The organism is Gephyromycinifex aptenodytis (genome assembly GCF_012277275.1).
Lineage (GTDB): Bacteria > Actinomycetota > Actinomycetes > Actinomycetales > Dermatophilaceae > Gephyromycinifex > Gephyromycinifex aptenodytis.
Genome location: NZ_CP051155.1, coordinates 2910621 through 2937268 on the forward strand (window position 1 = coordinate 2910621; position 26648 = coordinate 2937268).

The window sequence follows — 26648 nt, forward strand, 5'->3', positions numbered from 1 at the left end:
ATCAGGGGGTGGGTTTTGCCGGCACCGGCACGATCCCGCGGGCCTGCAACCAGGGCATCGGGTCTGTGGGCTCACCCTCGGGGGTGCGGACCTCGAAGTGCAGGTGGGGCCCGGTGGAGCGCCCGGTGTTGCCCAGCGCGGCGATGAGTTGTCCGGGAGTGACCTGCTCGCCGGCCGTGACCCGAATCTTGTCCAGGTGTCCGTAGACGACCGTGGTGCCGTCTTCGAGCTTGATCATGATGACGTTGCCGTAACCGCGCTGCCGGCCGGCGAAATCCACTTGTCCTTGGGCCACGGCGCGCACGGGGGTGCCGATCGGCCCGGCCAGATCCACACCGGCATGCAACCGGCCCCAGCGGCGCCCGAACCCGGAACTGATCCGAGTACCGTCATCGACCGCTCGCGCCCAACCTTCGCGGGCTCCGAGCGCAGCGCGCTGTTCGGCTCGGGTGGCGCGGGCGGCCAGCGTCAGGCGGTTACGTGCCGCAGGGGTCAGTACGACGTCCACAACCGAGGTCGTCGAACTCTTCGCCGCTCGGCGCTGTGGACGCTCGGTCCGCACGAGCCCGATCACCTGTGCGGCCGGTTGCGGTGGCGCCAGGCTCGTTGCCCGGGCGGGGGAGGCGATCGTGGGTGTGTCGGTTCCAAACGCCAAGGACGCGCCTCCACCGAGGCCGATGACAGCACCGAGCGCGACGGCAGCGGCTCCCAAGGTCAGTGCCGAACGTGCGTTATCCCCCTGCGGGTGGGCGTTCGGGGCAGGGTTGGCGCGCTGGCGCGAGGAGCGCTGACCGGTGCGACTGTGCACGGAAGACCTCGACAGGTAGAGGAGCGCACACCTGCACGGTGGCTACCGGTGTGCACGCATGGCGTCTGCCACGACTGCAGGGAAGTATGCCGGTAACGAAGCGATAACGGCAATCCGTTCAAGACGCGTGTCCGAGTCTCTGACGATCAGGCCCCTTGCAGCGAGCGGGACAACTGCCCCGATAGGGCTCGGGGAAGCGGTGTTTGCGCTCGCGGGAGGGTGCCGCTCTTGCAGTGCCGAGCAGAGGCTGTGTTGGCTAGGCTGTGCAGTCATGAGCGAATCTCCGTTGCGTATCGTCGTGGCCAAGCCCGGACTCGACGGGCACGACCGTGGTGCCAAGGTCATTGCCCGTGCTCTACGCGACGCAGGTATGGAGGTCGTCTACACCGGCCTGCACCAGACGCCTGAACAGATCGTCGAGGCCTCCATCCAGGAAGATGCCGACGCTGTGGGCCTGTCGGTGCTCTCCGGGGCGCACATGACGCTCTTCGCCAAGACCATCGAGCTGCTCCACCAACGCGACGCCGCCGACATCGTCGTCTTCGGTGGCGGCATCATCCCGGCCGCAGACATCCCGCAGCTGCAGGAGCTCGGGGTCGCCAAGGTGTTCACCCCGGGTGCCACCACCACGGAGATCGTCGAGTGGGTTCGCCAGAACGTGCGGCCTTCCTGAGCTTCGGCTCTCTCGGATCGCTGCCTCCCGCATCGAGAACGGCCCCGGCTTCGCGGCTCCCGCGAACCGGGGTCGTCGCGCGTGTCATGTGCCACTGAGCGCTGCTGACCGCCGCTGGTGGGGCTTACGGCGGTAGGATCGCCGCGGACGCAATCCATCGACGACGAGGAATCTGCCGTGGATCTTTTCGAGTACCAAGCACGTGACATGTTCGAAAGGCACGGCGTGCCCGTGCTTGCCGGTAAGACCGCCGAGACCCCGCAGGCGGCGCGTGCAGCCGCTGAGGAAATCGGCCCTAAGAGTGGTGGCGTCACCGTCGTCAAGGCCCAGGTGAAGACCGGCGGGCGTGGTAAGGCCGGCGGTGTCAAGGTCGCCAAGTCCGCAGACGAGGCCGAGCAGTACGCCAAGCAGATCCTGGGAATGGACATCAAGGGCCACACCGTGAACACGGTGATGATCGCCCAGGGCGCCAAGATCGCCGAGGAGTACTACTTCTCCGTTCTGCTGGACCGCACGAACCGCCGCTACCTGGCCATGTGCAGCAAGGAGGGTGGCGTCGAGATCGAGCAGCTCGCCGTGGAACGCCCCGAGGCGCTGGCACGCATCGCCGTAGACCCGCAGGTGGGCATCGACGACGCCAAGGCCAAAGAGATCGTGGACGCGGCGGGCTTCGATGAGAAAGACAAGGCCGAGGTTGCCGAGGTCCTGAAGAAGCTGTGGGTTGTCTACCGCGAGGAAGACGCCACGCTTGTCGAGGTCAACCCCCTGGTCAAGACCGAAGAGGGTCAGATCCTGGCCCTGGACGGCAAGGTCACCCTGGACGACAACGCCTCCTTCCGGCACGAGGACCACGCGGCCCTGGTCGATGAGGCCGCTGAGGACCCGCTGGAGGCCAAGGCCAAGGCGATGGGTCTGAACTACGTCAAGCTCGACGGCAACGTCGGCATCATCGGCAACGGCGCCGGGCTCGTCATGAGCACCCTGGACGTCGTGGCCTACGCAGGCGAGGACCACACCGGTGGTGTGGCCAAACCGGCCAACTTCCTCGACATCGGTGGCGGCGCCTCAGCCGAGGTCATGTCCAACGGTCTGGACGTCATCCTCAACGACGCCCAGGTCAAGAGTGTGTTCGTCAACGTCTTCGGCGGCATCACCGCCTGCGACGCCGTGGCTAACGGAATCGTCGGCGCCTTGAAAACCCTCGGCGACGAGGCGACCAAGCCGCTGGTCGTCCGTATCGACGGCAACAACGTCGAAGAGGGTCGCCGGATCCTCGCCGAGTTCAACCACCCGCTGGTGACCATCGAAGAGACCATGGACGGCGCCGCCCGCAAGGCCGCCGAGCTGGCTGCGAAGTAAGGACGGAACGAAAACATGGCAATCTTCCTCGATTCGGACAGCAAGATCATCGTCCAGGGCATGACCGGCTCGGAGGGCATGAAGCACACCCAGCGCATGCTCGACTGCGGCTCGGCCATCGTCGGCGGTGTCAACCCCAAGAAGGCAGGCCAGGAGGTCGAGTTCACGGGCGGCGCTAAGGTCCCGGTCTTCGGCAGCGTCAAGGAGGCCATGGAGGCCACCGGCGCCAACGTTTCGGTCGTCTTCGTCCCGCCGAAGTTCGCCAAGAGCGCGGTCGTGGAGGCCGTCGACGCCGAGATCCCGCTGCTGGTGATCATCACCGAGGGCATCGCGGTCAAGGACGCGGCTGAGTTCTTCAACTACTGCCAGGACAAGGGCAAGACGCGCATCATCGGCCCGAACTGCCCCGGCATCATCAGCCCCGGGAAGTCCAACGCTGGCATCACCCCGGCCAACGTCTCCGGCCCGGGCAAGCTCGGCTTGGTCTCCAAGTCCGGAACGCTGACCTACCAGATGATGTACGAACTTCGCGACATCGGCTTCACCACGGGCATCGGCATCGGCGGTGACCCGATCGTCGGCACCACGCACATCGACGCACTCGAGGCGTTCGAGAAGGACCCGGAGTGCGCGGGCATCGTCATGATCGGTGAGATCGGTGGCGACGCTGAGGAGCGCGCGGCCGACTACATCAAGGAGCACGTCACCAAGCCCGTCGTCGGTTACGTCGCGGGCTTCATGGCGCCCGAGGGCAAGACGATGGGCCACGCCGGGGCGATCGTGACCGGCTCAGCAGGAACCGCTGCGGCCAAGAAGGAAGCCCTCGAAGCTGCGGGCGTCAAGGTCGGCAAGACGCCGTCGGAGACCGCGCAGCTCATGCGGGACATCATGCAGAAGATGTGATTCCGTGCGAGTGTGCAGCCCCCTTTCGGCTGCCGCTGCACGACGTGAAGTAGTGAGGGCCGACCCGTTCGGGTCGGCCCTCACTATGTCTGCCGGGGATCACCGGGCGCTGTTCACAGGTCGGTGGGGTCAGTGTTGGCCCCGCACAGCACGACTGCGACGCGCTCGCCATCGTCGGGTCGATAGGCGCCGGCGAGCAGGGCAGCCAGGGGCGTCGCTGCGCCGTGTTCGACGACCAGACGCCAGCGTTCCCAAAGCAACCGGCGGGCGTGGGTGATCGCTTCGTCGGTGACGAGCACACTCGTGACCTGCCTACGGCGGGCCACCTCGAAGGCGATGTCTCCCACACGTCTGGCGCCCAGCGAATCCGCTGCCACCCCTCCCACGCTGACGTCGACCGGTTCGCCCGCCGCCAGGGCGCTGTGCAACGTTGGCGCGTTGCTGGGTTCCACACCGACAACGCTGATGTCCTGCTGGTCCAGCGCGGCGGCCACTCCTGCCATGAGGCCACCGCCGCCCACCGCGACGATGACGGTGTCCAGCTGCCGGTCGGTTTGGGCCAGGAGCTCACTGGCCAAGGTTCCGGCGCCTGCGCAGATCTCCAACTGGTCGTAGGCGTGACAGTGCAGTGCTCCGGTTCGCGCCACGTGCTCCGATGCGGCTGTGTACGCGGCGGCGTACTCGCTGCCCGTCGCGACGACCTGCGCCCCAGCCGCCTGTAACCGCCGGATCTTGGCCGCAGGAGCGCTTTGCGGTACGAAGACCGTTGCCGGTACCCCCAAACGTGCGGCCGCCCAGGCGTTGGCTAGTCCGGCGTTGCCGCCCGAGGCCACCGCTATCCCGACGTTGGGGTCGAGCAGGCCCTGTTCGCGGGCGGCGAGGATCCGGTTCGCCGCGCCCCGGGCCTTGAAGGTGCCGGTGTGCTGCAGCATCTCGAGTTTGAAGGTGAGCCCAGCCGCGACCTCGTCAAGGGTGGTGGTCCATACCGGGGTCGCGCGGACCACGCCGGTGATCCGTTCGGCTGCAGCGTGAACGTCGGTGGAGGTCAACATACGGCCCAGGCTAATAGGGAAGGTTCGCCGAGCCGACGACGACGATGGCGGCGTAGGTGCCCAGAATGAGCGCCGGCCCGAAGGCGATGGGAGTGTGGGCGGGCGCTCCGTGGCGCAGCGCGTGAACGGCCTGGGCGCCGCCGAGCGCGCTGGCGAGCCACACCGCCAGCAGGAGCGCGTTCGGGCCCCCCAGACCAGCGATGAGACCGAGCACGCCAGCGAGCTTCACATCGCCCAACCCGAGGGCGGCTCGCGGCGTGAGCAGCGCGAACGCCAGGAACACGCTCACACCCAGGGCGCAGCCGGCCAGGCTCCACCCCATCGCGGTGAGTCGGTCGTCGAGCAGGCTCGCGCCGGTGAGTACGACCAGGCTCAGCGGGTATAGCGGCAGCGTGAGCGCGTCCGGGAGGCGGTGGACGTCGGCGTCGATCGCGGCCAGCGCCAGCAGCGGCACGCTGAGCAGGAGCAGGGCGCCCAGCGTCGCCGGGGTCGATGCCAATCGCAGGCCGAGCAGCAACCAGGTGCAGCCCAGCCACGGGCCCAAGGCGGGAGACACCCCTCGTGCTCGATCATCGTGTCGGCGGTGCAGACCGCGCTGGATCCACCCGCTCAATTGTTGACCGCCCAGGCAGCCCACCACCGCTAACGCCGACGGGAACATCGGCGGGATCTCGGTTGGTGGCGGGCAGGCGAGGGCGGCGAACATGTGCGCGGGGGCCCCTTTCCGGGCCGCGCTGACGGCCCCGAGGACGTGCCGGAGGGACCAGTTTGGCCCCCATCGCGCGTCCCGCCGCAGGGCCGTCCACAGAGTCCCCGGGTGGGCCTCGGCGTGGCCGCTTGGGCGATGCGGGCATCGCGCGCGAGCATGGCACCCTGATGCCTGTGCGTGACCTTCGTCCGGACCTCCGGCCCTCCCAATTTCGCGATCTCGCGGCCTCCCTGCCGCCATGGACGCATGCCATCGGCGCGGCCGTCGGTGCCGCTGCCGCCTCGGCGACGATCATCGTGGCCGTCGTCTTCTTCGTGTGGCTGGCCGGTGCCTCCGGGTCGGCTTCGGCCGGCGAAGCACTCAGCGCCGGTATCGGGGCGTGGCTGCTAGCGCACGGCGCGTCGCTGTCGTTGGGGCAGGGACGCGCCGACCTGACGCCCTGGCTGCTGACGTTGTTGCCGTTCTTTGCAGCCCGCTGGTCGGCCGGTCGGCTGGTTCCGCAGGACTCCCTTGGCGCTGCCCGCTGGGACCGGTTGGGCGGTCTGCGCCGCGACGTGGGCGCTCACGGGATTGCTTTCGTGGCCGCTTATGTCGTGACGGCGTGTGTGCTGGCCTTCCTCGCCCGCCTCGGCGGGGTCTCGGTCTCGCTGCTCGGCACCCTCTTCGGCAGTGCACTGTTGGCCCTGCTGGCCTACCTGTTTGCCCTGCTGTCCCAGCACCCGCTACAGGCGTGGCTGCCCGAAGGGGTGCGCCTGTTCCGCCGCCGGGTCCCGTTCTGGGCACAGGCGGCGCTGCGCCCCGCGGTGTGGGGGGCGCTCGGCGCGTTAGCTGCGGGTCTGTTGCTGGTGCTGCTTATGTTGGGGCTGAACGCGGGCCGGGTACTGATGCTTTATCGCGCGCTGCAGGCCGGCGTCATCGGTGACGTCGGGGTCACCTTGGGCCAATTGGCTTATCTGCCGACCTTCGCCGTATGGGCGCTGGCGTGGATGGCGGGCCCCGGTTTCGGTATCGGCGCCGGTTCGACGGTGTCCTGGTCGCTGTCGCAGCCGGGTCTGCTGCCGCTGGTGCCGGTCTTCGGTGCGCTGCCGGACCCCGGTCCGCTGCCGACGTGGAACGTCGCCGCGGTCCTGGTGCCGATCAGCATCGGCGCTGGGATCGGGGCGATGGCGTCGCGCAGGTTGAGGCGACTCCACGCCGCGCCGACGACGCTGTCGCAACGGGCCGCAGCGGCCGCTGCAGCGGCTACCCTCGCTGCGGGGCTGTTGACGGTGGCCGCTGCGGCAGCCTCCGGTCCACTCGGGGCAGCCCGGTTGGCCCACGTCGGGGTGGCTGTCCCGGCCGTTGGAGCAGCACTGCTGGGAGAACTGCTCCTGGGGGCCGCCCTGGCGGCGCTCTTGGGCGGGGTGCGCCTACGCCGGAAGGAAGGTTCACGGGAAGGTGCCGCCCCTGTCGGTTCAGCCCGGCCGAGCAAGCTCCGTCGCCGCGGTGAGCAGTCGGACTAAGGTCGGGGCGTGACCCGCGAACCCGCCCGCCTGCTCGTTCTCGTCTCCGGCAGCGGCACCAACGCCCAAGCGCTGCTTGATGCCTGCGCCGACCCCGCCTACGGCGCCCGTGTGCTCGCCGTCGGCGCTGACCGTGACGGCATCGAAGGATTGGCGCGCGCGCATCGGGCGGGCGTGCCCACCTTCGTCGAGCGGCTGCGCGACCACCGGGACCGGCACGCGTGGGACGTCGCGTTGCGAGACCAGGTGGCCCGCTATGAACCGGATCTTGTTATCGGCGCTGGCTTCATGAAGATCCTCGGGTCGGCGTTCCTTGACCGCTTCGGGGGTCGCGTCATCAACACCCACCCCGCTCTGCTTCCGAGCTTCCCTGGCGCGCACGGCGTCCCGGACGCCTTGGCCTATGGTGTGCGCATCACTGGGTGCACGGCCCACTTCGTCGACGCCGGGGTCGACACCGGCCCGATCATCGCCCAACGCGCCGTCGAGGTCCGCGATGACGACACGGCCGACTCTCTGCATGACCGCATCAAGGTCGAGGAGCGCGCGATGCTCGTCGACGTCGTCGGTCGCCTCGCGCGACAAGGGTGGCGGGTGCAGGGGCGTCAGGTGCGCTTCGGGGACGTGAGGTGACCCCACCAGGTCATCGGGGATGAGGGCTCCATGGGTTCGGGCACGATGGGCGGGATCGGGGGATAGACGACTCCGGCTGCTGGGGGGGGCAGGACATAGCCGGACTGAACACCGGCCATGAGGAGTCGGGTGCGGCCGGAGATCTCCCACTTTCTCGAGAGCGACTCCAGCCGAGCTTTGACGGCGCTCGTCGAGATGGAGAGTTCCTCAGCCATGCGCGCGTTGGTGAGGCCTCGGGCCAAGCCGTCGAGTACCTGTTGCTCGGCCTCGCTGGGGCGGGGCAGCGATGTGGCGGCGGAGGGGGCGGGGCGGCGGCGGACGTCGTTGATGAGGGCGGCCGCGACGCTCGGGGAGAGGGCGCCGCCGCCTGCGCGGACGGCCCGCACGTGGGCGGCGAGTTCGCTCGGGTTGGTGGACTTAAGGAGGTACCCCCGCGCCCCGGCGCGCAGCATCCGCGCGATGGTGGCGGGGTCGGCCATGACGGTGAGGGCGAGGACGACGATCTCCGGGTGGGTCTTCGTCAGCCTGGTGGTGGCCTCGATACCGTCGACGTCGGGCATGTGGATGTCCATGAGGACGACCTCGGGGCGCAACTCCTCGCAGGCCGGGACGACGTGCGCGCCCGCCGATACCTCGCCCACGACCTCGAGGTCGTCGGCGAGGTCCAAGAACTTCACCAGAAGAAACCGGAATTCGTCGTCGTCGTCGACGACCAACACGCGGACGGGGGCGGTGGGGGTGTCGGTCGTCATGGTGGTGAGTGTAGGGACGGTGCACCGGATCGAAGGCCGTGGCGCGTGTGGTGAGGCCCCGCAGCTCGCAGATGTGGCCGAGAACGGCCACCCTGCGAGGTCGTGAGCCTGGCCGAACGGCCAGGTTTGCTGGCCGCGGTGAGCCGTGACAGCCCCGGTCGCTGTGTGCGGGGCAGGATGGTGGTCCGGATCGAGAACGGGGGTGCGCCGTGTCGACGACGCTTGCGGTGTGAGCGGTTCTGGTGGTGGTCGTCATGGGTGGGCCGGTCACCACGAATGGAGAGGTGCGATCGAACGGCCGTGGCCTCGATTCGATACATCTCGACGGGGTGCCGCCAGGTGGCAGGGAGCATTTCTGCCGTCTCTTCCCTCGTTCTGCCACGTAAGGTGAGGTGATGCGCCGCCACGCCCAGCTCTGGATCGCGCGAGGCGTTCTCATCGTCCTGGGGCTCAGCGCCGCCGATGACGCACGACTCGATCTTTCGAGGGGGGACTGGCGAGATCTTCTCGCTCAAATCCTGTTGTTGTGCGTGTGCCTGGTGTTGTGGCGGGGGGCGAGGGGCGCCGCGTGGAGCTTGATCTTCGCTGCCGCGTGCGGGGCCCTGTCGATGACCGGCGGAGACGGCGTGACCACCCTGTTCGTCTTCCTGCTCACGGGGTTCGCGGTTGCCTACACGGGCCGGGGGCGGCTTGTCGCCGCGTGGGTGGTGGGCGTCGCAGTGTGCGGGTTCGCGCTGTTCCTGCGTGCTGTGCCGCTGTGGAGCGCGCCAGGGATCGGACTGCCGCTGATGGGCGGTACGTGCGTCCTGGCGCTGGGCTTGACCGTGGGGGACGGGCAGCGTCGTGCGCTACGGGCGGAGGAGCAGGCGTCGGAGGCCGAGGTGGCTCGTCGAGAAGCCGAGCGCCGGTTGGCCGAGGCTCGAGAGGCCGACAGGCGTGCACTGGCCGACGAGTTGCATCACGGAGTCGCCCGCAAGTTGGCGTTGGCGTCGATGCGGCTGGGGTTGCTCGCGGAGACGCACGGGCTGCCGGAGGCCTCGGAGGTGGAGGCGCTGTGTCGGGAGGCGACGAACGAGCTGAGGCTGCTCATGGGCACCCTGACGGCGGGCGAGGGAGAATCGTCGGGGGTGGCGCCACCGGCGGTGTCGAGCGTGGTGCACGCGGAGGCGGCGCGGCTGCGGCATGGTGGTCATGCCGTTGAGGTGTTCTGCCCCGATGAGGTGACGGAGCCGTTGCGTGGCACAGTCGGGCGCATCGTGGAGGAGGCCGTCGCCAACATCACGCGGCACGCGGGGGCGCAGGCGTGGTGCTCGATCCGGGTGGAGGTCGAGCCCGAGGGGGTGCGGGTCGAGGTCCGCAACACGGTGGGTCAGGGCGGCGGTGAGCCCGGTACGCGGCTGGGTCTCCTGGCCCTCGAACGGCGGTGCGCACTGTTGTACGGCACGCTCTGGGCCGGGTTGGTGGGTGGGGAGTGGGTGCTGGAGGCATTCCTCCCCGCGCAGCCCCCGGATGGCGCTTCCGGTGGTGCGACACCCGGCTCACTGCCGACACCTGGCCGGACGGCCAGGGAGTGAGCGGCGTCGCCGAAAGCCTGGCCGAATGGCCAGTTCCCACGCCCGTTGCGGGGTGCCAGGATCGGTGTCAGCAGGTGAAGCCCTCACCCGCGCCCCTTCACAAAGGAGTGAATCCCCATGCGTCGTCTCGTTCGCACGACCGCGCTCCCCGCTCTGGCGATCCTCGCCCTCCCCATAACCGCCCACGCCGCCGCGATCGAGCGCGCCACCGAAATCAATCGGGCAGCCGGATGAGGGACGGCACGTCGACCGGCCCGCAAGGGCGTGGATGCGTCCTCGGGTCCGCTCTGGCGATCACCATATTCCTCGGCGCGTGCGCCGCGTCCCCCTCCTCCGACGGCCCACCGGCGAGTCCGGCGGCGTCGGCGGATGCCGGCTCGGCCGATTCGTTCTACCCCTTCGCTGGGCTAGCCGACCTCAGCACGGACCAGCAGAAGATGATCTTCGACGCCAAACAGTCGGCGATCGCGGCATGCATGAAGTCGCGCGGGTTCGAGTATCTGCCCGAGCCGTACCGCGCACCCGATGGTGAGAAAAACCCCTGGGGCGATGTCGCATATGCGCGCGAGCGCGGATATGGCCTGAACTACTCGGGTGAGCCCGACCAGGGCGCGTCAACTACGACAGAGGATCCCCCGCGCAATGACATCAGCCGTCTTCCTCCTGCCACACGCACCGCATGGCAGGCGGCTCTGAACGGGGCTTCCGTTGCTGATCCGAATGCCATCGGAAAAGACCCTGATCTGGTTGAGATAAAAACGGCTGATGGGGCGAGTTACTTCAGCCGCAGCGCCTGCCGTACCTACGGGGACGAGCAGGTTCAAGGAGATGAGACGCAGTGGATGACTGCGGAGAAGCGCGTCGAGGATCTCGCAAACGAGGTTGTAAGCGCCGTCGATGCGGATCCTCGCATCGCTGCGAAGAAAAGGGACTGGGCGGAATGCATGGCCGCACGGGGCTACCAGGTCACTGAGCCAGAAACAGCGCCAGAAGTCATCATGGACAAGGTGCATTCGGGGCAGATCGCCCAGCCCGAGGCGCGAAAGCAGGAGATCGCCATGGCCACGGCAGATGCCGAATGCGTCAACTCCGTCGGGGCGCTAGAGGTGCGACGCCAGGTCACGGCCGAGCAGGCGAAGGCCGTGACGGAAGCCCACGAGAACGACATCATGGCGTTCGTCGAACTACGGAAGAAGGCGGTGGATAGGGCGACCGCCCTGGCGCGACAGTGAACGACGACACCACCCCCATCCCCGAGGCGCCCGGCGCCACTGCCGCCCCGTCGTCAGGCGACAACGAGGAGTCCGTCCTCGAACCCGGCTGGCGCCGCGCGCTTCGCCGCGTCGACTCCCGGTGGGCAATCGGGGCGCTTCTCCTCGTGCTCGTCCTCGCGAGCACGGTGCTCATCCCGTTGCTCACCACGACGAGCAAGGCCGTGCGGGAGGCCTCCTCCGCGCCTCCGGCGACGACCCTCACCGAGCCTGTGGAGAAACGCACCCTTTCGGCCCAGGTCGTCACCCGCGGCAGTGTCGTCACCCACGACGAGGTCGGCATCACCTGCACCCCCGCCGCCCCAGCCACGGGAGGCGCTGGCGGCGCCACCGTCTTCACCCGTACCCCCACCATGGGAGATCGCATCGGCGACGGCGCCGTCGTCGCCGCCGTCAACGGCCGCCCCGTCATCGCCATGACCGGCGCCGTCGCTGCCTTCCGTGACCTCGTGCCCGGCGCTACCGGTACCGACGTGCGTCAACTCCAAGCCGCCCTCATCCGCATCGGCCACCGCATCACCGACCGCAGCGGCACCTACGGCCCCAGCACCCAACGCGCAGTCGACAAGGTCTACGCCAAGGCCGGCTTCACGCCCTTCGGGCCCACCGACGAAGAACGCACCCGACTCCGTGCCGCCCAAGACGACGTCCGTTCCGCCGACACTGAGGTCAACCGCGCTCGCGCCGCCCTGTCCGCCGCGAAGGCCGGGCCCTCCCGCGAAGAAGTGCTCCGCGCCCGCATTGCCGCCGCCGACGCCGCGAAGGCCCTCGCCGAGGGCCCCAAAACCGGACCCCAACACGACCTCCTCGCCCTCCAACTCGCCCAGGCACGCGAGCACGTCGCCGCCCTTCGCCGAGCCCCCGACACCCGTAATGAACGCGCCGCCCTCACCGCAGCCACCACCCGCCGCGCCGAGGCCGCGGCCGAACGCGACCGCATCGCCGCCGGGGTCGGCACCCACGTGCCCTACTGCGAAATCGTGTTCGTGCCGAGCCTGCCCGCCACCGTCGTCGCCGCCCACTCCACCCCCGACGGATCCGCTGCCGCTGCAGGCGCCGCCGCCGCCGGAGGCGACACCCCCCAGGAGGGCGTCCAGGCCGCTGGCGGCGCAGGCGCAGGCTGGGCCACCCTCGCCCCCGGCACCCTCACCATCGAGGCCGGAGTCTCCGCGCAAGACGCCAAGCTGCTCCACCGTGGCGACGCCGTGAAGTTCGCCGACGACGGCGGCGGAACGAGCGGTGTCGGCACCATCACCGCGATCCGCGCCACAGGCGCCGACACCGTCCTCGACATCACCCCCGCCCGTCCCTTGCCCGCCGATCGCCGCGGCAGCGACCTGCGCGTCACCGTCGCCACCTCCACCACCAAAGGCGCCGTGCTCGTCGTACCCACCGCCGCCGTCAAGGGACGCGCCGACGGAGGGGCCCGCGTCACCGTCCTCGACGCAGGCGGCGAACGCCGCGACGTCCCCGTCGACGCAGGCCTCAGCGCCGACGGATTCGTCGAGATCACCCCCACCGACCCCGCACACCCCCTCACCGTCGGAGACCGCGTCGTGGTGTCCCAATGACGATCGAGACCCTCACCGCGGGCGAAGCGCCCGTCATCGCGCTCGACGGCGTCACCCGCTCCTTCGGCGAGGTCGACGTGCTCTCACCCGTCGACCTCGCCGTGCCCGTCGGGGACTACCTCGCGATCTGCGGGGCCAGCGGCTCAGGCAAATCCACGATGCTCAACCTCCTCGGGCTTCTCGACCGCCCCACGAGCGGCCACGTGATCGTCCACGGCACCTGCGTCGACGACCTGCCCGACCACCGACGCGCAGGCCTGCGCGGTGCCACCATCGGCTTCGTGTTCCAGGCTTTCCACCTGCTGAACGACAAGAGCGCCACCGCCAACGTCGAACTCGGCATGCTCTACCGCGGCCTGCCCCGCGCCGAACGCGCCGAACGCGCCCGTGCCGCCCTCAAGCGCGTCGGCCTCAGCCACCGTCTCGACGCGTCACCCGCCACCATGTCCGGCGGCGAACGCCAACGCGTCGCCATCGCCCGCGCCCTCGCCGCCGACGTCGACGTGCTCCTCGCCGACGAACCCACAGGCAACCTCGACTCCGCCACCGGCGAGAGCATCCTCGAACTTTTCGACGAGCTCCACGGCGACGGACTCACCCTCATCGTCGTCACCCACAGCGACGACGTCGCCGCCCGAGCCGGACGCGTCGCCGTCATGGCTGACGGCGTCCTCACGGTGGCGTGATGCGGCACCCCGTCCTGCCGACCCTGCGGCGCCCACCCCCCGACGCTTCCCGCGCCGGTGCGACCGCCACGGGATCCGGCCACGTCGCCTTCGCCGACATCCTCCGCGACGTCACCGACGACCTCCTCGCCCGCCCCGGGCGCACCCTGCTCACCGCCCTTGGCACCTTGGTCGGCATCGCCGTGCTCGTCGCCGCCCTCGGTCTGGCCACCAGCCTCGAATCGAGCATCACCCGCCGCTTTGACGCGATCGCGCCCCGCGAGGTCACCATCACGCCCAAACTGGCGCCGGGCCGCCCCCAGACCGATGCCACGGGCGTGCTCCCCTTCGACGCGCCCGCGCGCCTCACCCGCATCGAGGGCGTCGACGCCGCCGCGAACCTTAGCGAACTCACCCCCGAACGCCCCGTGCAGGGCAGCCCCGTGCATGACCCCACCCGCGCCCGCGTCGACACCTTGCGCATCATCGCAGCCTCACCCAGCGTCTTCGACACCCTCGGCGCCCACCTCACCGGCGCCCCGTTCACCGAGTTCCACGACCGCCGCGGCGAGGCGGTCGCCGTCCTCGGCCGCGAGGCCGCCCGCCGCCTCGGCATCACCGACACCCGCGGCCGACCCGTCGTCATCGCTGACGGCCTGCCCCTCGTCGTCGTCGGCATCATCGACTCCACCGAACGCAAGAGCTCCGTCCTCGGCAGCATCGTCGTGCCCGACGGCTTCGCCCGCGCCCGGTTTCACCTCGACGGGCCCACCCAGGTCGTCGCCCTCACCCGCCCAGGCGCCGCCGACGCCGTCGCCGCCCAGGCACCTCTCGCGCTGCGACCCGGCAACCCCGGCATCATCCAGACCTCCGTCCCGCCCACCGCGACCACCACCCGCGACGCCGTATCCTCCGACACCCGCGGGCTGCTCCTGGCCCTCGCCGGGGTCTCCCTCGTGATCGGCGGCGTCGGCATCGCTAACGTCACCCTTGTCGCCGTGCTCCAACGCACCACCGAGATCGGCCTGCGCCGGGCCATCGGCGCCCGGCGCCGCGACATCCTCACCCACTTCCTCACCACCAGCACGATCATCGGCGCCCTCGGCGCAACGCTCGGCACTTGCGCTGGCGCCTGGATCACCGTCCTCGCCGCCCTCGTCCAAGGCTGGCCACCCACCCTCGACCGGTGGGTCCTGGTCGCCGGGCCGATCATCGGCACCCTCATCGGGCTGCTCGCCGGGCTCTACCCCTCCTGGCGCGCCGCGACCATCGAACCCATTGACGCCCTCCGCGGCGGGGCCTGAGGCGGCCGACCTCCGGGGGCGGGGGCCGGCGGCGACCCCGCGCGCACGCACGACGATAGGCTGGCCCCACACGACTGGCGCGGGTGGTCAACCACCGGGGAGTGACACGTGCGGCATCGCCCGCCTGGGTGCCGCACCGATCTGGACAACTTGCCGAGGAGCAGCCATGCCCGAGCCCACCCCCAAGCCCGCCACGGACGAGACCCGTCGTCCCGTACGGCGCGCTCTGATCTCTGTGTATGACAAGACAGGGCTAGAAGATCTGGTTCGCGGTCTGCATGAAGCGGGCGTCGAACTCGTCTCCACGGGCGGATCGGCCGCCGCGATCGAGAAGCTCGACCTGCCGGTGACGCGCGTCGAAGACCTCACCGGGTTCCCCGAGTGCCTTGAGGGCCGCGTCAAGACCCTCCACCCCCGCGTCCACGCCGGTATCCTCGCCGACACGCGCAAACCCGAGCACCTGCGCCAACTCGAGGAGCTCGAGGTTGCGCCGTTCGAGCTCGTCGCCGTCAATCTCTACCCCTTCCGCCAGACCGTCGCCTCCGGTGCCACCCCCGACGAGTGCGTCGAACAGATCGACATCGGCGGCCCCTCCATGGTGCGCGCCGCCGCTAAGAACCACCCCAGCGTGGCCGTGCTCACCAGCCCCGCGCAGTACGAGGCAGCCCTGGAAGCCGTGCGAGCGGGCGGCTTCACGTTGGCGGTGCGTAAGCAATTGGCTGCGCAGGCGTTCGCGCACACCGCCGCCTACGACGTGACGGTGGCCTCGTGGATGGGCGGGTCCTACACCGGGCAGGGATCCTTCGGCACGTTCTACGGGCAGGCTTTCGACAAGCTCGCTGACCTGCGCTACGGCGAGAACCCGCACCAGAGCGCAGCCGTCTACGCAGCCCTGGACGGCAGCAGCGGCATCGCGCAGGCGAAGCAGCTGCACGGAAAGGCGATGAGCTACAACAACTACCAGGACGCCGACGCCGCCTACCGGGCCGCCTACGACCACGGGCAGGGCCCGACGTGCGCGATCATCAAGCACGCCAACCCGTGCGGCATCGCGGTAGGCCAGGACATCGCGCAGGCACACGCCAAAGCCCACGACTGCGACCCGCTGTCAGCGTTCGGCGGTGTGATCGCGACGAACACTGAGGTCAGCGAAGAGATGGCGCGCACCGTCGCCGACATCTTCACCGAGGTGATCATCGCGCCCTCCTTTGCACCCGCAGCCTTGGAGATCCTCACCGCGAAGAAGAACATCCGGTTGCTCACCTGCCCGGCACCCTCGCCTGCGGGCGTGGAGACCCGCCCGATCAGTGGGGGGCTGCTCGTGCAGGAGGTCGACCGGATCGATGCTGTGGTCCCCGAAAGCGCCGAAGACGCGCCGACCGCCGGACACGGCGACGACCCCAGCCGGTGGACCCTCGTCGCTGGTGAACCGGCAGACGAGGCCACCTTGGCCGATCTGCAGTTCGCGTGGCGGGCTGTGCGCGCCACCAAATCGAACGCGATCCTGCTGGCGCGCGACCAGGCCTCGGTCGGCGTCGGTATGGGCCAGGTGAACCGGGTCGACTCCTGCAAGCTCGCGGTAGAACGCGCCGGGCAAGAACGTGCCCGTGGCGCCGTGGCCAGCTCGGATGCGTTCTTCCCGTTCAGCGACGGGCCGGGCGTCCTCATCGAGGCGGGGGTGCGCGCCATCGTTGCCCCCGGCGGGTCGATCCGTGACGAGGAGACCATCGAGCTGTGCACGCAGCACGCAGTCACCTTGTACTTCACCGGGACACGGCACTTTGCGCACTGAACCACGCACCGCCAAGGCCGCCGCCGCGCTGAGCGTGGCGGCGGCCTTCGGTGTGGGCGTAGCCTCCTCGATCCAGGCCCGGGCGAACGGCACCTTGAGCACGGCGTTCGGCTCCGCGCTCGATGCAGCGCTGTGGTCGTTCATCAGCGGCTGGACGCTGTTGACGATCGGTCTGCTATGGCGCCGCTCCCGCACGGGGCTCGTCTCGGCCTACGGGGCTTACCGGGCGCATCACCTGCAGTGGTGGCAGTTCCTCGGCGGGCTGGGCGGCGGACTTTTCGTCGCGACCCAGACGTGGGTAGTGCCGCAGGTCGGGGTGGCGTTGTTCACGATCTCGCTGGTGGGTGGGCAGACGGCGAACGCGTTGCTCGTCGACAAAATCGGGTTGGGGCCGGGCGGGCGTTCGGCGGTCACTCCGGCGCGGGTGTTGGCGGCGCTCGGCACGTTCATCGGGGTGACGGTGGCGGTGCTGGCTCGGGGGCAGGGCAACGCGGCTCCTCCGGTGCTGCCGGTGCTGCTGGCTGTCGTGGCCGGTGCGGGCCTGGCGGTGCAGGCTGCGGTGAACGGGCGGGTGAACCGGCATTCGGGCAGTGTCATGGCGACCGCGTGGATCAACTTCACCTGGGGGCTGGTGTTCGTCGGTAGTTGGGCAGCCACCCAGCTGGTGGGCGGCGCCCTGCAGCTGCCACTTACCTGGCAGGCGCCGTGGTGGGCGTTCTTCGGCGGCGTGCTCGGGATCCTGTTCGTCGCCGTGAGCGCCGTCGTCGTGCACACCTTAGGGGTGTTGCTCACCACGCTGTTCACGCTCGCGGGCCAGCTGATGTCGGCGGTTGTGCTCGATGCGCTGACCCCCGGCGGCGCGCATCATGTCAGTGCCCAGCTCGTTCTTGGCGTCATCATCACCTTGGTCTCGGCAGCATCTGCCGGGATCGCCGCTCAGCGCGCCAAACGCCGACTCGCCGAAACCGCCTAACCTCCCGCGAGCCGTCAATCGAAAGTGACGGCTCGCCGTGTAACCCCCGCGAGCCGTCAACCGAAAGTGACGGCTCGCCGATGAACCCCCGCGAGCCGTCGGTCGAAAGTGACGGCTCGCGGAGGGGGTCAGGGGGGCGCGGGTGGGATCGCTGCGTTGAGGGCGGCGCCGAGCGCTGTCACGTCGGCGTCCTGCCCCACCCCGTAGGAAGTGAAGAACAGCACGGCCGAGCCGCGTCGTACCAGGGCGACATTCTGTATGACCTGCGTGTTCGTGGGTGTGCTCGGGCCAGGTACCGCCACCGGCACTCGCTGGCGCCAGGCGACGGTACCGCGTGGGGCGCCGGGGATGGTGAGCTTTTCCACGGTGAAGGTGCTGCTGCCGCCCCGGGCGTCGGTCGCGGTGTAGCTCGTGCACGTAGGCAGGGCGGTGTGCAGGCCCCCGATCACCGTTCGCGCCGTGTCGCCGGTGTAGAGGCGCACATGTTGCTCCAGGTAGGGGCCAGCGGCGTCGCGGCTCCAGTTGCGTTGTCCGGTGGCGGCCGGCGGTTGCGGTTCCAGGTCGACCCCGCAGATCGTCATCCGGTAGGCATCGAGCTGTCGCGGCTTCTGCTCGGTCCAACCGCGGGGCAGCGCCGTGGTCGGCACCAGCATGGCGGCAGCCTGTGTGGCGGCGGCAGGGGTAGAGGGTTGCCCACTCGGAGTCTGGCTGGGGGCGGTCGCGGAGGCCGACACCGATTCAGTGGCGCCGGCCGGGGCCGGGCTCGATACCGGTGCTGTCGGTGCAGGCGCGGTTGCCGGCGTCGAGGCCGGTGAGGTTGCAACGCTCGGTGTCGTCTCGGCGTTCGCCCCCGGCGGCAGCAGCCCGTTGCAGCCGCTCAGCGCAGCGGCGCACAGGGCAAGCAGGCACACCGCTGGTGTGCGTTGCTTGCCGGCCCGGCTCCGTGCGCCTGTCATTACTCGAAGGATAAGCAGACGGTGGCCAGGGTCGAATCGGGTTGCACTTCAGTGCTCGGCGACCGGTGAGTCCCCGGTAGTCCGATCTGTTGGCAGTGGTCCCTGTTCGCGGCCGCAACATGCGAAGATCGGAGCCGTGACTGCTATCCGGCTCGACGGCAAGGCCACTTTGGCGACGATCAAGACCGAGCTTGCGGCCCGCGTGGCCGCGCTCGCCGAGCAGGGAATCACCCCCGGCTTGGGAACAGTGCTCGTGGGGGACGACCCCGGATCGCATTGGTATGTCGGTGCTAAGCACAAAGACTGCGCCGAGATCGGGATCACCAGCATCCGCCGCGACCTGCCCGCCACGGCCACCCAGCAGGAGGTGGAGGCCGTGATAGCCGAGTTGAACGCAGACCCGGCGTGCACTGGTTTCATCGTGCAGCAGCCGACCGGCCTGGACGAATTCGCCGTTCTGTCCGCTGTGGACCCGGCCAAGGACGTCGACGGGCTACACCCGTACAACCTGGGCTCGCTGGTGATGAACCGCCCCGCGCCGTTGCCGTGCACGCCGGTCGGGATCATCGAATTGCTGCGCCGGTTCGAGGTGCCGATCGCCGGCGCTCATGTCGTCGTTGTCGGCCGCGGGCTGACGGTGGGTCGCCCGCTGGGGCTGATCTTGACCCGTAAGTCGGAGAACGCCACGGTCACCCTGTGCCACACCGGTACTCGCGACCTGGCCAGCCACGTTCGCGAAGCTGACATCGTGGTGGCGGCAGCCGGGGTGCCCGACATCATCACCGCTGACATGGTCAAGCCGGGCGCGGCTGTGCTGGACGTGGGTGTGTCGCGCCGCGACGGGAAGGTCGCCGGTGACGTGGCCGCCGATGTCAGCGAGGTCGCCGGTTGGTTGACGCCCAACCCTGGCGGCGTCGGGCCGATGACGCGCGCCATGTTGTTGAGCAACGTCGTCGAGGCCGCGGAGCGTCAAGCGGCTGCGCGCGCCTGAGAGGCGCTGCGTGGCGCGTGAAGTTCCGCATACTCGCGGATTGCGGCTCGGCCCGGGTTGGTGGGTGGCCTTCCTTGCTCTGCTCGCCGGGTTCGCCCTGGTCGCGGTGGCGGGCCGGATTCTCCTCGGCGGGCTCGTCATGGGCACCGGTTTCCTGGTGGCGGCACTCGTCCGGGCGTTTTTCAGCGATGCTGACGCGGCCGGTTTGTGCATCCGTAACCGCACCATCGATGTGTTGCTGTACGGGCTGTCGGCGATCGCCGTCATCGTCTCAGCGACCCTGGTCCACTTGCGCGAGTTCATCTGATCCGACACACGACAACGCGGTGCCTGCAACTGCAGGCACCGCGTTGTCGTGTGGACAGCGAACTCAGATGAGGCCGAGTTCCTTCACGGCGTCGCGCTCTTCCATGAGCTCCTTGACCGAGGCGTCGATCTTGGCGCGGCTGAAGTCGTCGATCTCCAGACCCTGCACGATCTCCCACTCACCGTTCTTGGTGGTGATGGGGAAGGAGGAGACGATGCCCTCGGGCACCCCGTAAGAGCCGTCGGAGGCAACCGCCATCGAGAGCCAGTCGCCTTCGGCCGAGCCCTTCAGCCAGTCACGGGCGGCGTCGATGGTGGCGGAGGCGGCAGAAGCGGCCGAGGACGCCCCGCGAGCCTCGATGATCGCCGCGCCGCGCTTGGCGACGGTCGGGATGAAGTAGTTCTCCAGCCAGTCCTGGTCGCCCACGGCCTCGGCGGCGTTCTTGCCGGAGACCTCGGCGTGGAACAGGTCGGGGTATTGGGTTGCCGAGTGGTTGCCCCAGATCGTCATCTTCTTGATCTCGGTCACCGGCACGCCGAGCTTCTCGGCCAGCTGGCTGATAGCGCGGTTGTGGTCCAGGCGGGTCAGAGCGGAGAAACGCTCGTTGGGGATGTCAGGAGCGTTCGTCATCGCGATGAGCGCGTTGGTGTTGGCCGGGTTTCCGGTGACACCGATGCGGATGTCGTCAGCGGCGTGCTCGTTCAGCGCCTTGCCCTGACCGGTGAAGATGGCGCCGTTGGCCGAGAGCAGGTCGCCGCGCTCCATGCCCTTGGTGCGGGGGCGGGCGCCGACGAGCAGCGCGAGGTTCGCGCCGTCGAAGATGACGTTGGGGTCGGCGCCGATCTCGACACCGGCAAGGGTCGGGAAGGCGCAGTCGTTCAGCTCCATCACCGTGCCCTCGAGGGCCTTGAGTGCGGGCTCGATTTCGAGAAGCTGAAGCTGGACGGGGGTGTCCGGGCCGAGCAGCGCACCGCTGGCAATGCGGAAGAGGAGGCTGTAGCCGATCTGACCTGCTGCGCCGGTGACGGCGACCTTGACTGGAGTGCTCACGTGAAGACCCTTCTGAGCGAGGGAACTGATGTGATCTCGACGCTACCAAAGGCCCTGATCGGGCGGGTGAGGAAGGCGAGGGTGAGGTGCTGGTCGCGCACCTTGACCGGAGCATGCGGAACAGGTGAAACATGAGATGCCGCGCCGCGCGCAGGCCGATCCTCGCCTCGATCCAGTCGCCAGGAATGCGGACTGCTCTGGCACGCCCTCCCACAGCACTTCGGACCGCCTGCCTGAGCAGACGGTCCGAAGTGTTCGGGTCAGCGACGTCGATGAAGAGTCGCGGTGGGTGCGCTCAGACGCCGCCCTCAATGTCCTGGTCGCGGCGGTCGATCCCGGTGATCGCAGCGTAGGTGGCGCCGGCGATGACAGCACCGATGATCGGGGCCAGCCAGAACAGCCACAGCTGTGCGGGAGCGTCGCCGCCGTTGAAGAACGCGACCGCCGTCGAACGCGCCGGGTTGACCGAGGTGTTCGTGATCGGGATCGAGATGAGGTGGATCAGCGTCAGCGCCAGACCGATCGCCAGCGGAGCGAAGCCCGTCGGCGCCTTCTCGTGCGTGGCCCCGAGGATGACGTAGAGGAAGAACGCGGTCAGGATCACCTCGGCGAGGAACGCGGCCATCAGGCCGTACCCGCCCGGGGAAGCAGCCCCGTAGCCGTTGGCGGCCATGTTGCCGGTGGCGGTGAAGCCCTCCCGGCCGGAGGCGATCGCGTAGATCGCAGCGCCTGCGAGCAGACCGGCCACGACCTGGGTGGCGATGTAGGGCAGGACGTCCTTGAAGTCGAAGCGCCGTGCGACCGCGCAGCCGATGGTGACGGCGGGGTTGAAGTGCCCACCGGAAACGTGACCGACGGCGTAGGCCATCGTCAGCACCGTCAGACCGAAGGCCAGCGAGACGCCGACGAAGCCGATACCTGCGGGGAACATGCTCGGTTCAGCGACGAAGAGCGCTGCGAAGACGGCGCTGCCGCAGCCTCCGAAGACGAGCCAGAAGGTGCCGAGGAACTCGGCGCCGAGCCGGTGAGCGAGCTTCGGCTGTGCTGGGGACCTGTGTGTGGGGGGTGCTGTGGACATAGAGACCTCGTTGATCACGTTGGGGCCGCCGATGAGGGCGCGGAGCGACGCGGCGACCTTGCCGTCGTCTCCCCAACTGTAGAGGGGCATACGGCAATGGCTCTCGTGCCGCGCGCTACCGAACCGGGACTATCGTCCCTGTCGCCCGAACAAACGCTTGAAAAGTCCCGGCTTGCCCTTTTCGTCCTCTTCGACGGTCGGCTTGGGCGCGGTTGCCGGCTGCTCCTGCTGCGCTGGGACGACAACAGGTTCAGGGGTCGGTGTCGGGGCGGGACTGGGCGCTGGCGTCGCGGTCACGGCCGGTTCGAGCGGTGCGCTGGGCGCCTCCGGAGCCGTCGGCGACGTGGGCTCGGCGGGGCTCAGGTCCGGGCCGACAGGCGGAATGATCGGGGTCGATTCGGCCGAGGCAGGTGCTTGCGCCGCGGCGGCGGGCTCGACAGGTTGCTCAACAGGGGTGTCAGCCTGGATATCCGCCCCAGCCGGGGCCGGTTCGAACGGTGAGGGCGCCGGTTCCGGGGCGGCCACCGATTCAACGGGGGGCGCTGAGGTAGCCGGGGCGGCCGTCAGGTCGTCCTCGTAGTCCATGCCCACGAACCGCTTGTCGAGTTCGGAGAACACGTAGACACCTTCACGCTGGGCCAGCGTGGTCACGATGAGTGAAGCGGCCTGCGCCTGGCTGCCGCTTTCATCGGTGTCTCCCGAGAAGTCGATCATCGTGGTGCAGCGGGTGACGCGGCGGCGTCGGATCGGCGCGGCGTAGTCGGCGTAGCGCTCCCCGAGGCCTTCGGCTTCGTCGTCGTACCAGAACGTGAAGGTGTACGGGGCTGCGTCCTGGAGTTGCCGCCGTAGCACCACCGAGAGAGCGTCCTGGGAGGTCTGAGGTGGCATCGGGTCGTCTGCGAACAGCTCCTGCAAGAGGGTTTCGAGCTCTGTGCGAGGCAGGAATGTCTCGTCCTTGGCGAACACGATGTGGGGGTAGGCGTTCCCAGCCATGGATGTCTCCTTTGTTGAGCCGCCCAGCGAGCGTATGCCACCGCGGCGGCGACGGGCAGTTCACTGAGCGTCTCGTCCCAGCGAGGCGGCGGTGTCGCGCGGGCGAACCTGGGTGTCAGAGCCTCATGGCGTCGTGTTCACCAGTAGGGTCGTGAGCAGTACGTGCGAACGGTCTGCGGGCGCCGCCGGCGTAACCGAAGGGGTCCCATCACCACGATTATCTCGACATCAAGGTAGTTTGGTGGACAAAGCTCACCGGTTCGCACGCGCCGTTGACCATCGCATGATCGACGAAGGAGTCCCACGTGACCCAGAAGATTGTTTGGACCCAAATCGATGAGGCACCGGCTCTGGCCTCCTACTCATTCCTGCCGATCGTGCAGGCGTTCACCAAGGGCACCGGGATCGATGTCGAGACCGCAGACATCTCGCTGTCCGGCCGGATCCTGGCCCAGTTCCCCGAGCTGCTCACCGCCGAACAGCGGGTCGATGACAACTTGGCCAACCTGGGCGCCCTGACGCAGGACCCGGACGCGAACATCATCAAGCTGCCGAACATCAGCGCCTCGGTGCCGCAGCTCAAGGCCGCCATCAAGGAATTGCAGGAAGCAGGCTTCCCGCTGCCGGACTACCCCGAGACCGCCACTACCGAGGATGACAAGCAGGTCCAGGCCAAATACGCCAAGGTCCTGGGCTCAGCTGTGAACCCCGTTCTGCGTGAGGGTAACTCCGACCGTCGCGCGCCTGCCTCAGTGAAGGCCTTCGCGCAGAAGAACCCGCACCGCCTGGGCGCGTGGAGCAGCGACAACAAGGCCCGCGTGGCCAGCATGGCCGGCGGCGACTTCTACGGGAACGAGAAGTCCGTCGTCGCCCGCGAGGACAGCGACCTCAGCATCACCTTCGAAGGAACCGACGGCGCCACCACCGTGCTCAAGGACGGCGTCAAGGTTCTCAAGGACGAGATCGTCGACGGCACCGTGATGAGCGTGCAGGCACTGCGCTCCTTCTACCGCGACCAGATCGAGGCCGCCAAGTCCGAAGACCTGCTGCTGTCGTTGCACCTGAAGGCGACGATGATGAAGGTCTCGGACCCGGTCATGTTCGGCCACGCCGTCAAGGTCTTCTTCTCCGACGTCTTCGACGCCTTCGGTGCGGACCTGGAGCAGGCCGGGGTCAACCCCAACCTCGGCCTGGCCGACCTGCTCAGCAAGCTGGACCGGCTCGGTGACGAGAAGAAGTCGCAGATCGAGGCCGCGATCACCAAGCAGTACGAGTCGCGTCCCCGCCTGGCGATGGTCGACTCCGACAAGGGCATCACCAACCTGCACGCGCCCAACGACATCATCATCGACGCTTCCTTGCCGGTGGTCGTGCGTGACTCCGGTCAGATGTGGAACGCCGAGGGCGGGCAAGAAGAGACGCTGGCGATGGTGCCCGACCGCTCCTACGGCCCGATGTATGAAGCCGTCTTCGAGGACTGCAAGAAGAACGGCGCCCTCAACCCGGCCACGATGGGCTCAGTTCCCAATGTCGGACTGATGGCCCAGAAAGCCGAGGAGTACGGCTCGCACCCCACGACCTTCATCATTCCCGGCGATGGCACCGTCACCGTTCGCGACCAGCACGGCGCCAAGCTCTTCGACCACGAGGTCAAGGAGGGCGACATCTGGCGGATGAGCCGGGTGCGCGACATCCCGGTCCGCAACTGGGTGGAGCTCGCGGTCACCCGCGCCAAGGCCACCGGCGCTCCGGCCGTGTTCTTCCTGGACGAGATGCGCGCCCACGATTCGCACGTCATCGCCAAAGTCAAGGAGTACCTGCCGCAGGCGGGCGGCGATGAGATCGAGTACGTCATCAAGTCCCCGGTGGAGGCCATCACCTACTGCCTGGAACGCATCCGCCGCGGCGAGGACGCGATCTCGGTCACCGGCAACGTACTTCGCGACTACCTGACCGACCTGTTCCCGATCCTGGAACTGGGCACGAGCGCCAAGATGCTCTCGGTCGTCCCGCTGCTCAAGGGCGGCGGGCTCTTCGAGACCGGCGCCGGCGGCTCGGCGCCCAAGCATGTGCAGCAGTTCGTCAAGGAGAACTACCTGCGTTGGGACTCCTTGGGTGAGTACTCGGCCCTGGGTGCGAGCCTGGAGCACATCGCCCGCACGGCCGACAACGCCAAGGCGCAGGTCCTGGCGCAGGCTCTGGACGTGGCCATCGGTCGCTTCCTGGATGAGAACAAGTCCCCGGCTCGCAGGCTCGGCCAGATCGACAACCGAGGCAGCCACTACTACCTGGCGCTGTACTGGGCCCAGGCGCTGGCTGCTCAGGAAGAGGACACCGAGCTCAAGCAGCGCTTCACCCCGGTCGCGGAGCAACTGGCCGCTGCCGAACAGCAGATCACCGAGGAACTCATCGCAGCGCAGGGTTCGCCGGTGGACCTGGGCGGTTACTACCGTCCTGACCCGGCCAAGTGCGCCGCAGCGATGCGCCCCAGCGCAACACTGAACCAGATCATCGACGCGCTCTGATCCAGGCGTCTCACAGGCCGTCGCCCCACCGGGGCGGCGGCCTGGACGCGTGGGGACAATGGTGGGCGTGAGTTCCGGACGAAAAGGCCCGCCACAGGCCAAGTGCCCTATCCGCACCGATGAGCCGTGCACCTTGTGCCACATCGGGGCTACCGGCCCGGCGGACTGCCCGCTGGTGTACCTGGTGATGGATGACGAGGAGCTTCGGGCTGGTTTGGCAGCCCAACGTCATCGGGTGCGCTGCGCCTGAATTTCCTGACTGTGAAAAGAAACTTAGGCTCGTTTCCGTACTCACGGGTACGCTGAGGCGATGACCGACCCCACCGATTTCGCGGCAGCCCTGCGAGCTGCAATCTCGGCGCGCGGTCTGAGTTTGGACCAGATTCGCCGCGGACTGGCCCGGCATGGCATCACGGTCAGTGTGGCCACGCTCAGCTATTGGCAATCCGGACGCAGTCGTCCTGAGCGCGCCTCGTCGCTGGCGGCGATCGGTCCGTTGGAAGAGCTGTTGGAGCTGCCCCGGGGGTTTCTGGGCAGCAGGCTCCCGCCTTCGCGTCGGCTCAGTGCCGAGTCGCTGGAGTATTCGAGTTCTTTCGCCGAGCTGGATAGCGGCAAGGACGGGATCAGCGCGGCCGTCGCCGAGCTCGGCCTCAGCTATGACGACGGGTTCGCCGGCGTCTCCGTCCACGACCGGGTGGATATGCGGGCCGATCGCAGTCAGGGTCCTCGTTACGTGCGAACTGTGATGACGGCGCAACGCGAGGGCCTCGATCGTTTTCCGGTGTGGGTCTATACCGATGAAACCGCCGCCTACCCCATCGTCACCGCGGTGGCGAATTGCCGGATTGGTCGAATTCGAGAGTTTCCAGAATTGCGCGGAGTCGCGGCCGAAGTTATTCTCGATCGGGCGCTGCATATCGGAGAGACAACGCTGGTCGAGCACTGCATCGAACTCGTTGGCCAGGAACAGGAGCACACGTATTTGTTGCGTTCTCTGGTACGTCAAACCCGCGAGCTCGTGCTTGAGGCGCGGTTTTCGCCGAAGTCGCTCCCCGTTCGGGTATGGGAGGTCACCGAGCTCGATGGGGTGACCCGGCGGCGGGATCTGCCGGTGTATCCGGCAGTGCAAGCGCTGTTCACCGACTGCGTCCCGGGGAAGTACACGTTGATGTGGGAATGGGAGTGAACACTGACAGGTTGCCTGCGC

25 protein-coding genes are annotated in these 26648 nt (G+C 68.6%); 17 read left to right on the forward strand and 8 right to left on the reverse strand.

Translation table 11 applies throughout. From position 1 onward, the window contains the following. Position 1: 1 nt before the first annotated feature. Positions 2-808, reverse strand: coding sequence for a M23 family metallopeptidase (locus tag G9V96_RS12570; RefSeq protein WP_168583332.1), 807 nt, complete (start codon positions 806-808; stop codon positions 2-4). A gap of 271 nt (positions 809-1079) precedes the next feature. Here G9V96_RS12570 and G9V96_RS12575 point away from each other — a divergent pair, with 271 nt between their 5' ends. The 3 genes from G9V96_RS12575 to sucD all read left to right on the forward strand — a co-directional run bounded on the left by G9V96_RS12575 (position 1080) and on the right by sucD (position 3743). Then, a complete protein-coding gene (locus tag G9V96_RS12575; protein ID WP_168583333.1) occupies positions 1080-1481 on the forward strand; it encodes a cobalamin B12-binding domain-containing protein in 402 nt (133 codons plus the stop codon). Between the two features lie 177 nt (positions 1482-1658). After that, complete coding sequence (gene sucC, locus G9V96_RS12580) at positions 1659-2840, forward strand: ADP-forming succinate--CoA ligase subunit beta (protein WP_168583334.1); 1182 nt, start codon at positions 1659-1661, stop codon at positions 2838-2840. 15 nt (positions 2841-2855) lie between these two features. After that, a complete protein-coding gene (gene sucD / locus G9V96_RS12585) occupies positions 2856-3743 on the forward strand; it encodes a succinate--CoA ligase subunit alpha (protein WP_168583335.1) in 888 nt (295 codons plus the stop codon). Between the two features lie 113 nt (positions 3744-3856). Here sucD and G9V96_RS12590 read toward each other — a convergent pair whose 3' ends face one another. Beyond that, the gene (locus G9V96_RS12590; RefSeq protein ID WP_168583336.1) at positions 3857-4795 is read right to left on the reverse strand and encodes a threonine/serine dehydratase; all 939 of its coding nucleotides are present in this window, start codon (positions 4793-4795) and stop codon (positions 3857-3859) included. Positions 4796-4805: 10 nt separating this feature from the next. Next, positions 4806-5501: a prepilin peptidase gene (locus tag G9V96_RS12595; RefSeq protein ID WP_168583337.1), complete on the reverse strand. Its 696-nt coding sequence runs from the start codon at positions 5499-5501 to the stop codon at positions 4806-4808. A gap of 176 nt (positions 5502-5677) precedes the next feature. Between G9V96_RS12595 and G9V96_RS12600 the strand changes: the two genes are divergently transcribed. Together G9V96_RS12600 and purN are read left to right on the forward strand one after the other, a co-directional pair. Further along, positions 5678-7006, forward strand: coding sequence for a cell division protein PerM (locus tag G9V96_RS12600; RefSeq protein WP_168583338.1), 1329 nt, complete (start codon positions 5678-5680; stop codon positions 7004-7006). A gap of 9 nt (positions 7007-7015) precedes the next feature. Next, on the forward strand, positions 7016-7639 hold the full coding sequence (gene purN, locus G9V96_RS12605) for a phosphoribosylglycinamide formyltransferase (protein WP_168583339.1): 624 nt from the start codon (positions 7016-7018) through the stop codon (positions 7637-7639). On the opposite strand, the gene G9V96_RS12610 is transcribed toward purN, so the two are convergent. Next, on the reverse strand, positions 7612-8391 hold the full coding sequence (locus G9V96_RS12610) for a response regulator transcription factor (RefSeq protein ID WP_168583340.1): 780 nt from the start codon (positions 8389-8391) through the stop codon (positions 7612-7614). The genes purN and G9V96_RS12610 overlap by 28 nt on opposite strands. Before the next feature lie 395 nt (positions 8392-8786). Between G9V96_RS12610 and G9V96_RS12615 the strand changes: the two genes are divergently transcribed. From G9V96_RS12615 to G9V96_RS15265, 7 genes are all read left to right on the forward strand, one after another. Next, on the forward strand, positions 8787-9965 hold the full coding sequence (locus tag G9V96_RS12615; RefSeq protein WP_168583341.1) for a sensor histidine kinase: 1179 nt from the start codon (positions 8787-8789) through the stop codon (positions 9963-9965). Between the two features lie 437 nt (positions 9966-10402). Further along, positions 10403-11197 (forward strand): hypothetical protein, encoded by a 795-nt coding sequence (locus G9V96_RS12620; protein ID WP_168583342.1) that lies wholly within the window; start codon positions 10403-10405, stop codon positions 11195-11197. Continuing rightward, entirely contained in the window at positions 11194-12807 is a 1614-nt protein-coding gene (locus G9V96_RS12625; RefSeq protein WP_168583343.1) for a hypothetical protein, read from the forward strand. The genes G9V96_RS12620 and G9V96_RS12625 overlap by 4 nt, the downstream gene beginning before the upstream one ends. Beyond that, entirely contained in the window at positions 12804-13493 is a 690-nt protein-coding gene (locus G9V96_RS12630; protein WP_168583344.1) for an ABC transporter ATP-binding protein, read from the forward strand. Before G9V96_RS12625 ends, G9V96_RS12630 begins: the two co-directional genes overlap by 4 nt. Next, positions 13493-14776 (forward strand): ABC transporter permease, encoded by a 1284-nt coding sequence (locus G9V96_RS12635; protein ID WP_168583345.1) that lies wholly within the window; start codon positions 13493-13495, stop codon positions 14774-14776. Before G9V96_RS12630 ends, G9V96_RS12635 begins: the two co-directional genes overlap by 1 nt. A 166-nt stretch (positions 14777-14942) precedes the next feature. Continuing rightward, positions 14943-16568: a bifunctional phosphoribosylaminoimidazolecarboxamide formyltransferase/IMP cyclohydrolase gene (purH, locus tag G9V96_RS12640; protein WP_168583346.1), complete on the forward strand. Its 1626-nt coding sequence runs from the start codon at positions 14943-14945 to the stop codon at positions 16566-16568. Then, positions 16558-17541: a DMT family transporter gene (locus tag G9V96_RS15265; protein WP_168583347.1), complete on the forward strand. Its 984-nt coding sequence runs from the start codon at positions 16558-16560 to the stop codon at positions 17539-17541. The genes purH and G9V96_RS15265 overlap by 11 nt, the downstream gene beginning before the upstream one ends. 128 nt (positions 17542-17669) lie before the next feature. On the opposite strand, the gene G9V96_RS12650 is transcribed toward G9V96_RS15265, so the two are convergent. Continuing rightward, entirely contained in the window at positions 17670-18497 is an 828-nt protein-coding gene (locus tag G9V96_RS12650) for a hypothetical protein (protein WP_168583348.1), read from the reverse strand. A gap of 136 nt (positions 18498-18633) precedes the next feature. Here G9V96_RS12650 and G9V96_RS12655 point away from each other — a divergent pair, with 136 nt between their 5' ends. Both G9V96_RS12655 and G9V96_RS12660 read left to right on the forward strand, forming a co-directional pair. Beyond that, positions 18634-19488 carry a bifunctional methylenetetrahydrofolate dehydrogenase/methenyltetrahydrofolate cyclohydrolase gene (locus G9V96_RS12655; protein ID WP_168583349.1) on the forward strand — a complete coding sequence of 285 codons (855 nt, stop codon included), beginning with the start codon at positions 18634-18636 and terminating at the stop codon, positions 19486-19488. A 40-nt stretch (positions 19489-19528) separates the two neighbouring features. Further along, positions 19529-19795 carry a DUF3017 domain-containing protein gene (locus tag G9V96_RS12660; protein ID WP_210424409.1) on the forward strand — a complete coding sequence of 89 codons (267 nt, stop codon included), beginning with the start codon at positions 19529-19531 and terminating at the stop codon, positions 19793-19795. A gap of 63 nt (positions 19796-19858) precedes the next feature. On the opposite strand, the gene G9V96_RS12665 is transcribed toward G9V96_RS12660, so the two are convergent. The 3 genes from G9V96_RS12665 to G9V96_RS12675 all read right to left on the reverse strand — a co-directional run bounded on the left by G9V96_RS12665 (position 19859) and on the right by G9V96_RS12675 (position 22916). Continuing rightward, positions 19859-20845, reverse strand: coding sequence for a malate dehydrogenase (locus tag G9V96_RS12665; protein ID WP_168583351.1), 987 nt, complete (start codon positions 20843-20845; stop codon positions 19859-19861). 295 nt (positions 20846-21140) lie between these two features. After that, positions 21141-21923 carry an aquaporin Z gene (gene aqpZ, locus G9V96_RS12670; protein WP_168584026.1) on the reverse strand — a complete coding sequence of 261 codons (783 nt, stop codon included), beginning with the start codon at positions 21921-21923 and terminating at the stop codon, positions 21141-21143. A gap of 129 nt (positions 21924-22052) precedes the next feature. Further along, positions 22053-22916 (reverse strand): hypothetical protein, encoded by an 864-nt coding sequence (locus tag G9V96_RS12675; protein ID WP_168583352.1) that lies wholly within the window; start codon positions 22914-22916, stop codon positions 22053-22055. A gap of 305 nt (positions 22917-23221) precedes the next feature. On the opposite strand from G9V96_RS12675, the gene G9V96_RS12680 reads away from it, so the two are divergent. The 3 genes from G9V96_RS12680 to G9V96_RS12690 all read left to right on the forward strand — a co-directional run bounded on the left by G9V96_RS12680 (position 23222) and on the right by G9V96_RS12690 (position 26627). Beyond that, positions 23222-25441 carry an NADP-dependent isocitrate dehydrogenase gene (locus tag G9V96_RS12680; RefSeq protein ID WP_168583353.1) on the forward strand — a complete coding sequence of 740 codons (2220 nt, stop codon included), beginning with the start codon at positions 23222-23224 and terminating at the stop codon, positions 25439-25441. Positions 25442-25508: 67 nt separating this feature from the next. Continuing rightward, a complete protein-coding gene (locus tag G9V96_RS12685; protein WP_226913313.1) occupies positions 25509-25691 on the forward strand; it encodes a DUF6767 domain-containing protein in 183 nt (60 codons plus the stop codon). 60 nt (positions 25692-25751) lie between these two features. Beyond that, a complete protein-coding gene (locus tag G9V96_RS12690) occupies positions 25752-26627 on the forward strand; it encodes a hypothetical protein (RefSeq protein ID WP_168583355.1) in 876 nt (291 codons plus the stop codon). Positions 26628-26648: the final 21 nt, after the last annotated feature.

Bases quoted from the DNA above. Each gene is read 5' to 3' on its own strand.
- G9V96_RS12575 (WP_168583333.1), top strand. From the start codon at position 1,080: ATGAGCGAATCTCCGTTGCGTATCGTCGTGGCCAAGCCCGGACTCGAC.
- sucD (WP_168583335.1), top strand. From the start codon at position 2,856: ATGGCAATCTTCCTCGATTCGGACAGCAAGATCATCGTCCAGGGCATG.
- G9V96_RS12590 (WP_168583336.1), bottom strand. From the start codon at position 4,795: ATGTTGACCTCCACCGACGTTCACGCTGCAGCCGAACGGATCACCGGC.
- G9V96_RS12595 (WP_168583337.1), bottom strand. From the start codon at position 5,501: ATGTTCGCCGCCCTCGCCTGCCCGCCACCAACCGAGATCCCGCCGATG.
- G9V96_RS12610 (WP_168583340.1), bottom strand. From the start codon at position 8,391: ATGACGACCGACACCCCCACCGCCCCCGTCCGCGTGTTGGTCGTCGAC.
- G9V96_RS12615 (WP_168583341.1), top strand. From the start codon at position 8,787: ATGCGCCGCCACGCCCAGCTCTGGATCGCGCGAGGCGTTCTCATCGTC.
- G9V96_RS12620 (WP_168583342.1), top strand. From the start codon at position 10,403: ATGATCTTCGACGCCAAACAGTCGGCGATCGCGGCATGCATGAAGTCG.
- G9V96_RS12630 (WP_168583344.1), top strand. From the start codon at position 12,804: ATGACGATCGAGACCCTCACCGCGGGCGAAGCGCCCGTCATCGCGCTC.
- G9V96_RS12635 (WP_168583345.1), top strand. From the start codon at position 13,493: ATGCGGCACCCCGTCCTGCCGACCCTGCGGCGCCCACCCCCCGACGCT.
- purH (WP_168583346.1), top strand. From the start codon at position 14,943: ATGCCCGAGCCCACCCCCAAGCCCGCCACGGACGAGACCCGTCGTCCC.
- G9V96_RS12650 (WP_168583348.1), bottom strand. From the start codon at position 18,497: ATGACAGGCGCACGGAGCCGGGCCGGCAAGCAACGCACACCAGCGGTG.
- aqpZ (WP_168584026.1), bottom strand. From the start codon at position 21,923: ATGTCCACAGCACCCCCCACACACAGGTCCCCAGCACAGCCGAAGCTC.
- G9V96_RS12675 (WP_168583352.1), bottom strand. From the start codon at position 22,916: ATGGCTGGGAACGCCTACCCCCACATCGTGTTCGCCAAGGACGAGACA.
- G9V96_RS12690 (WP_168583355.1), top strand. From the start codon at position 25,752: ATGACCGACCCCACCGATTTCGCGGCAGCCCTGCGAGCTGCAATCTCG.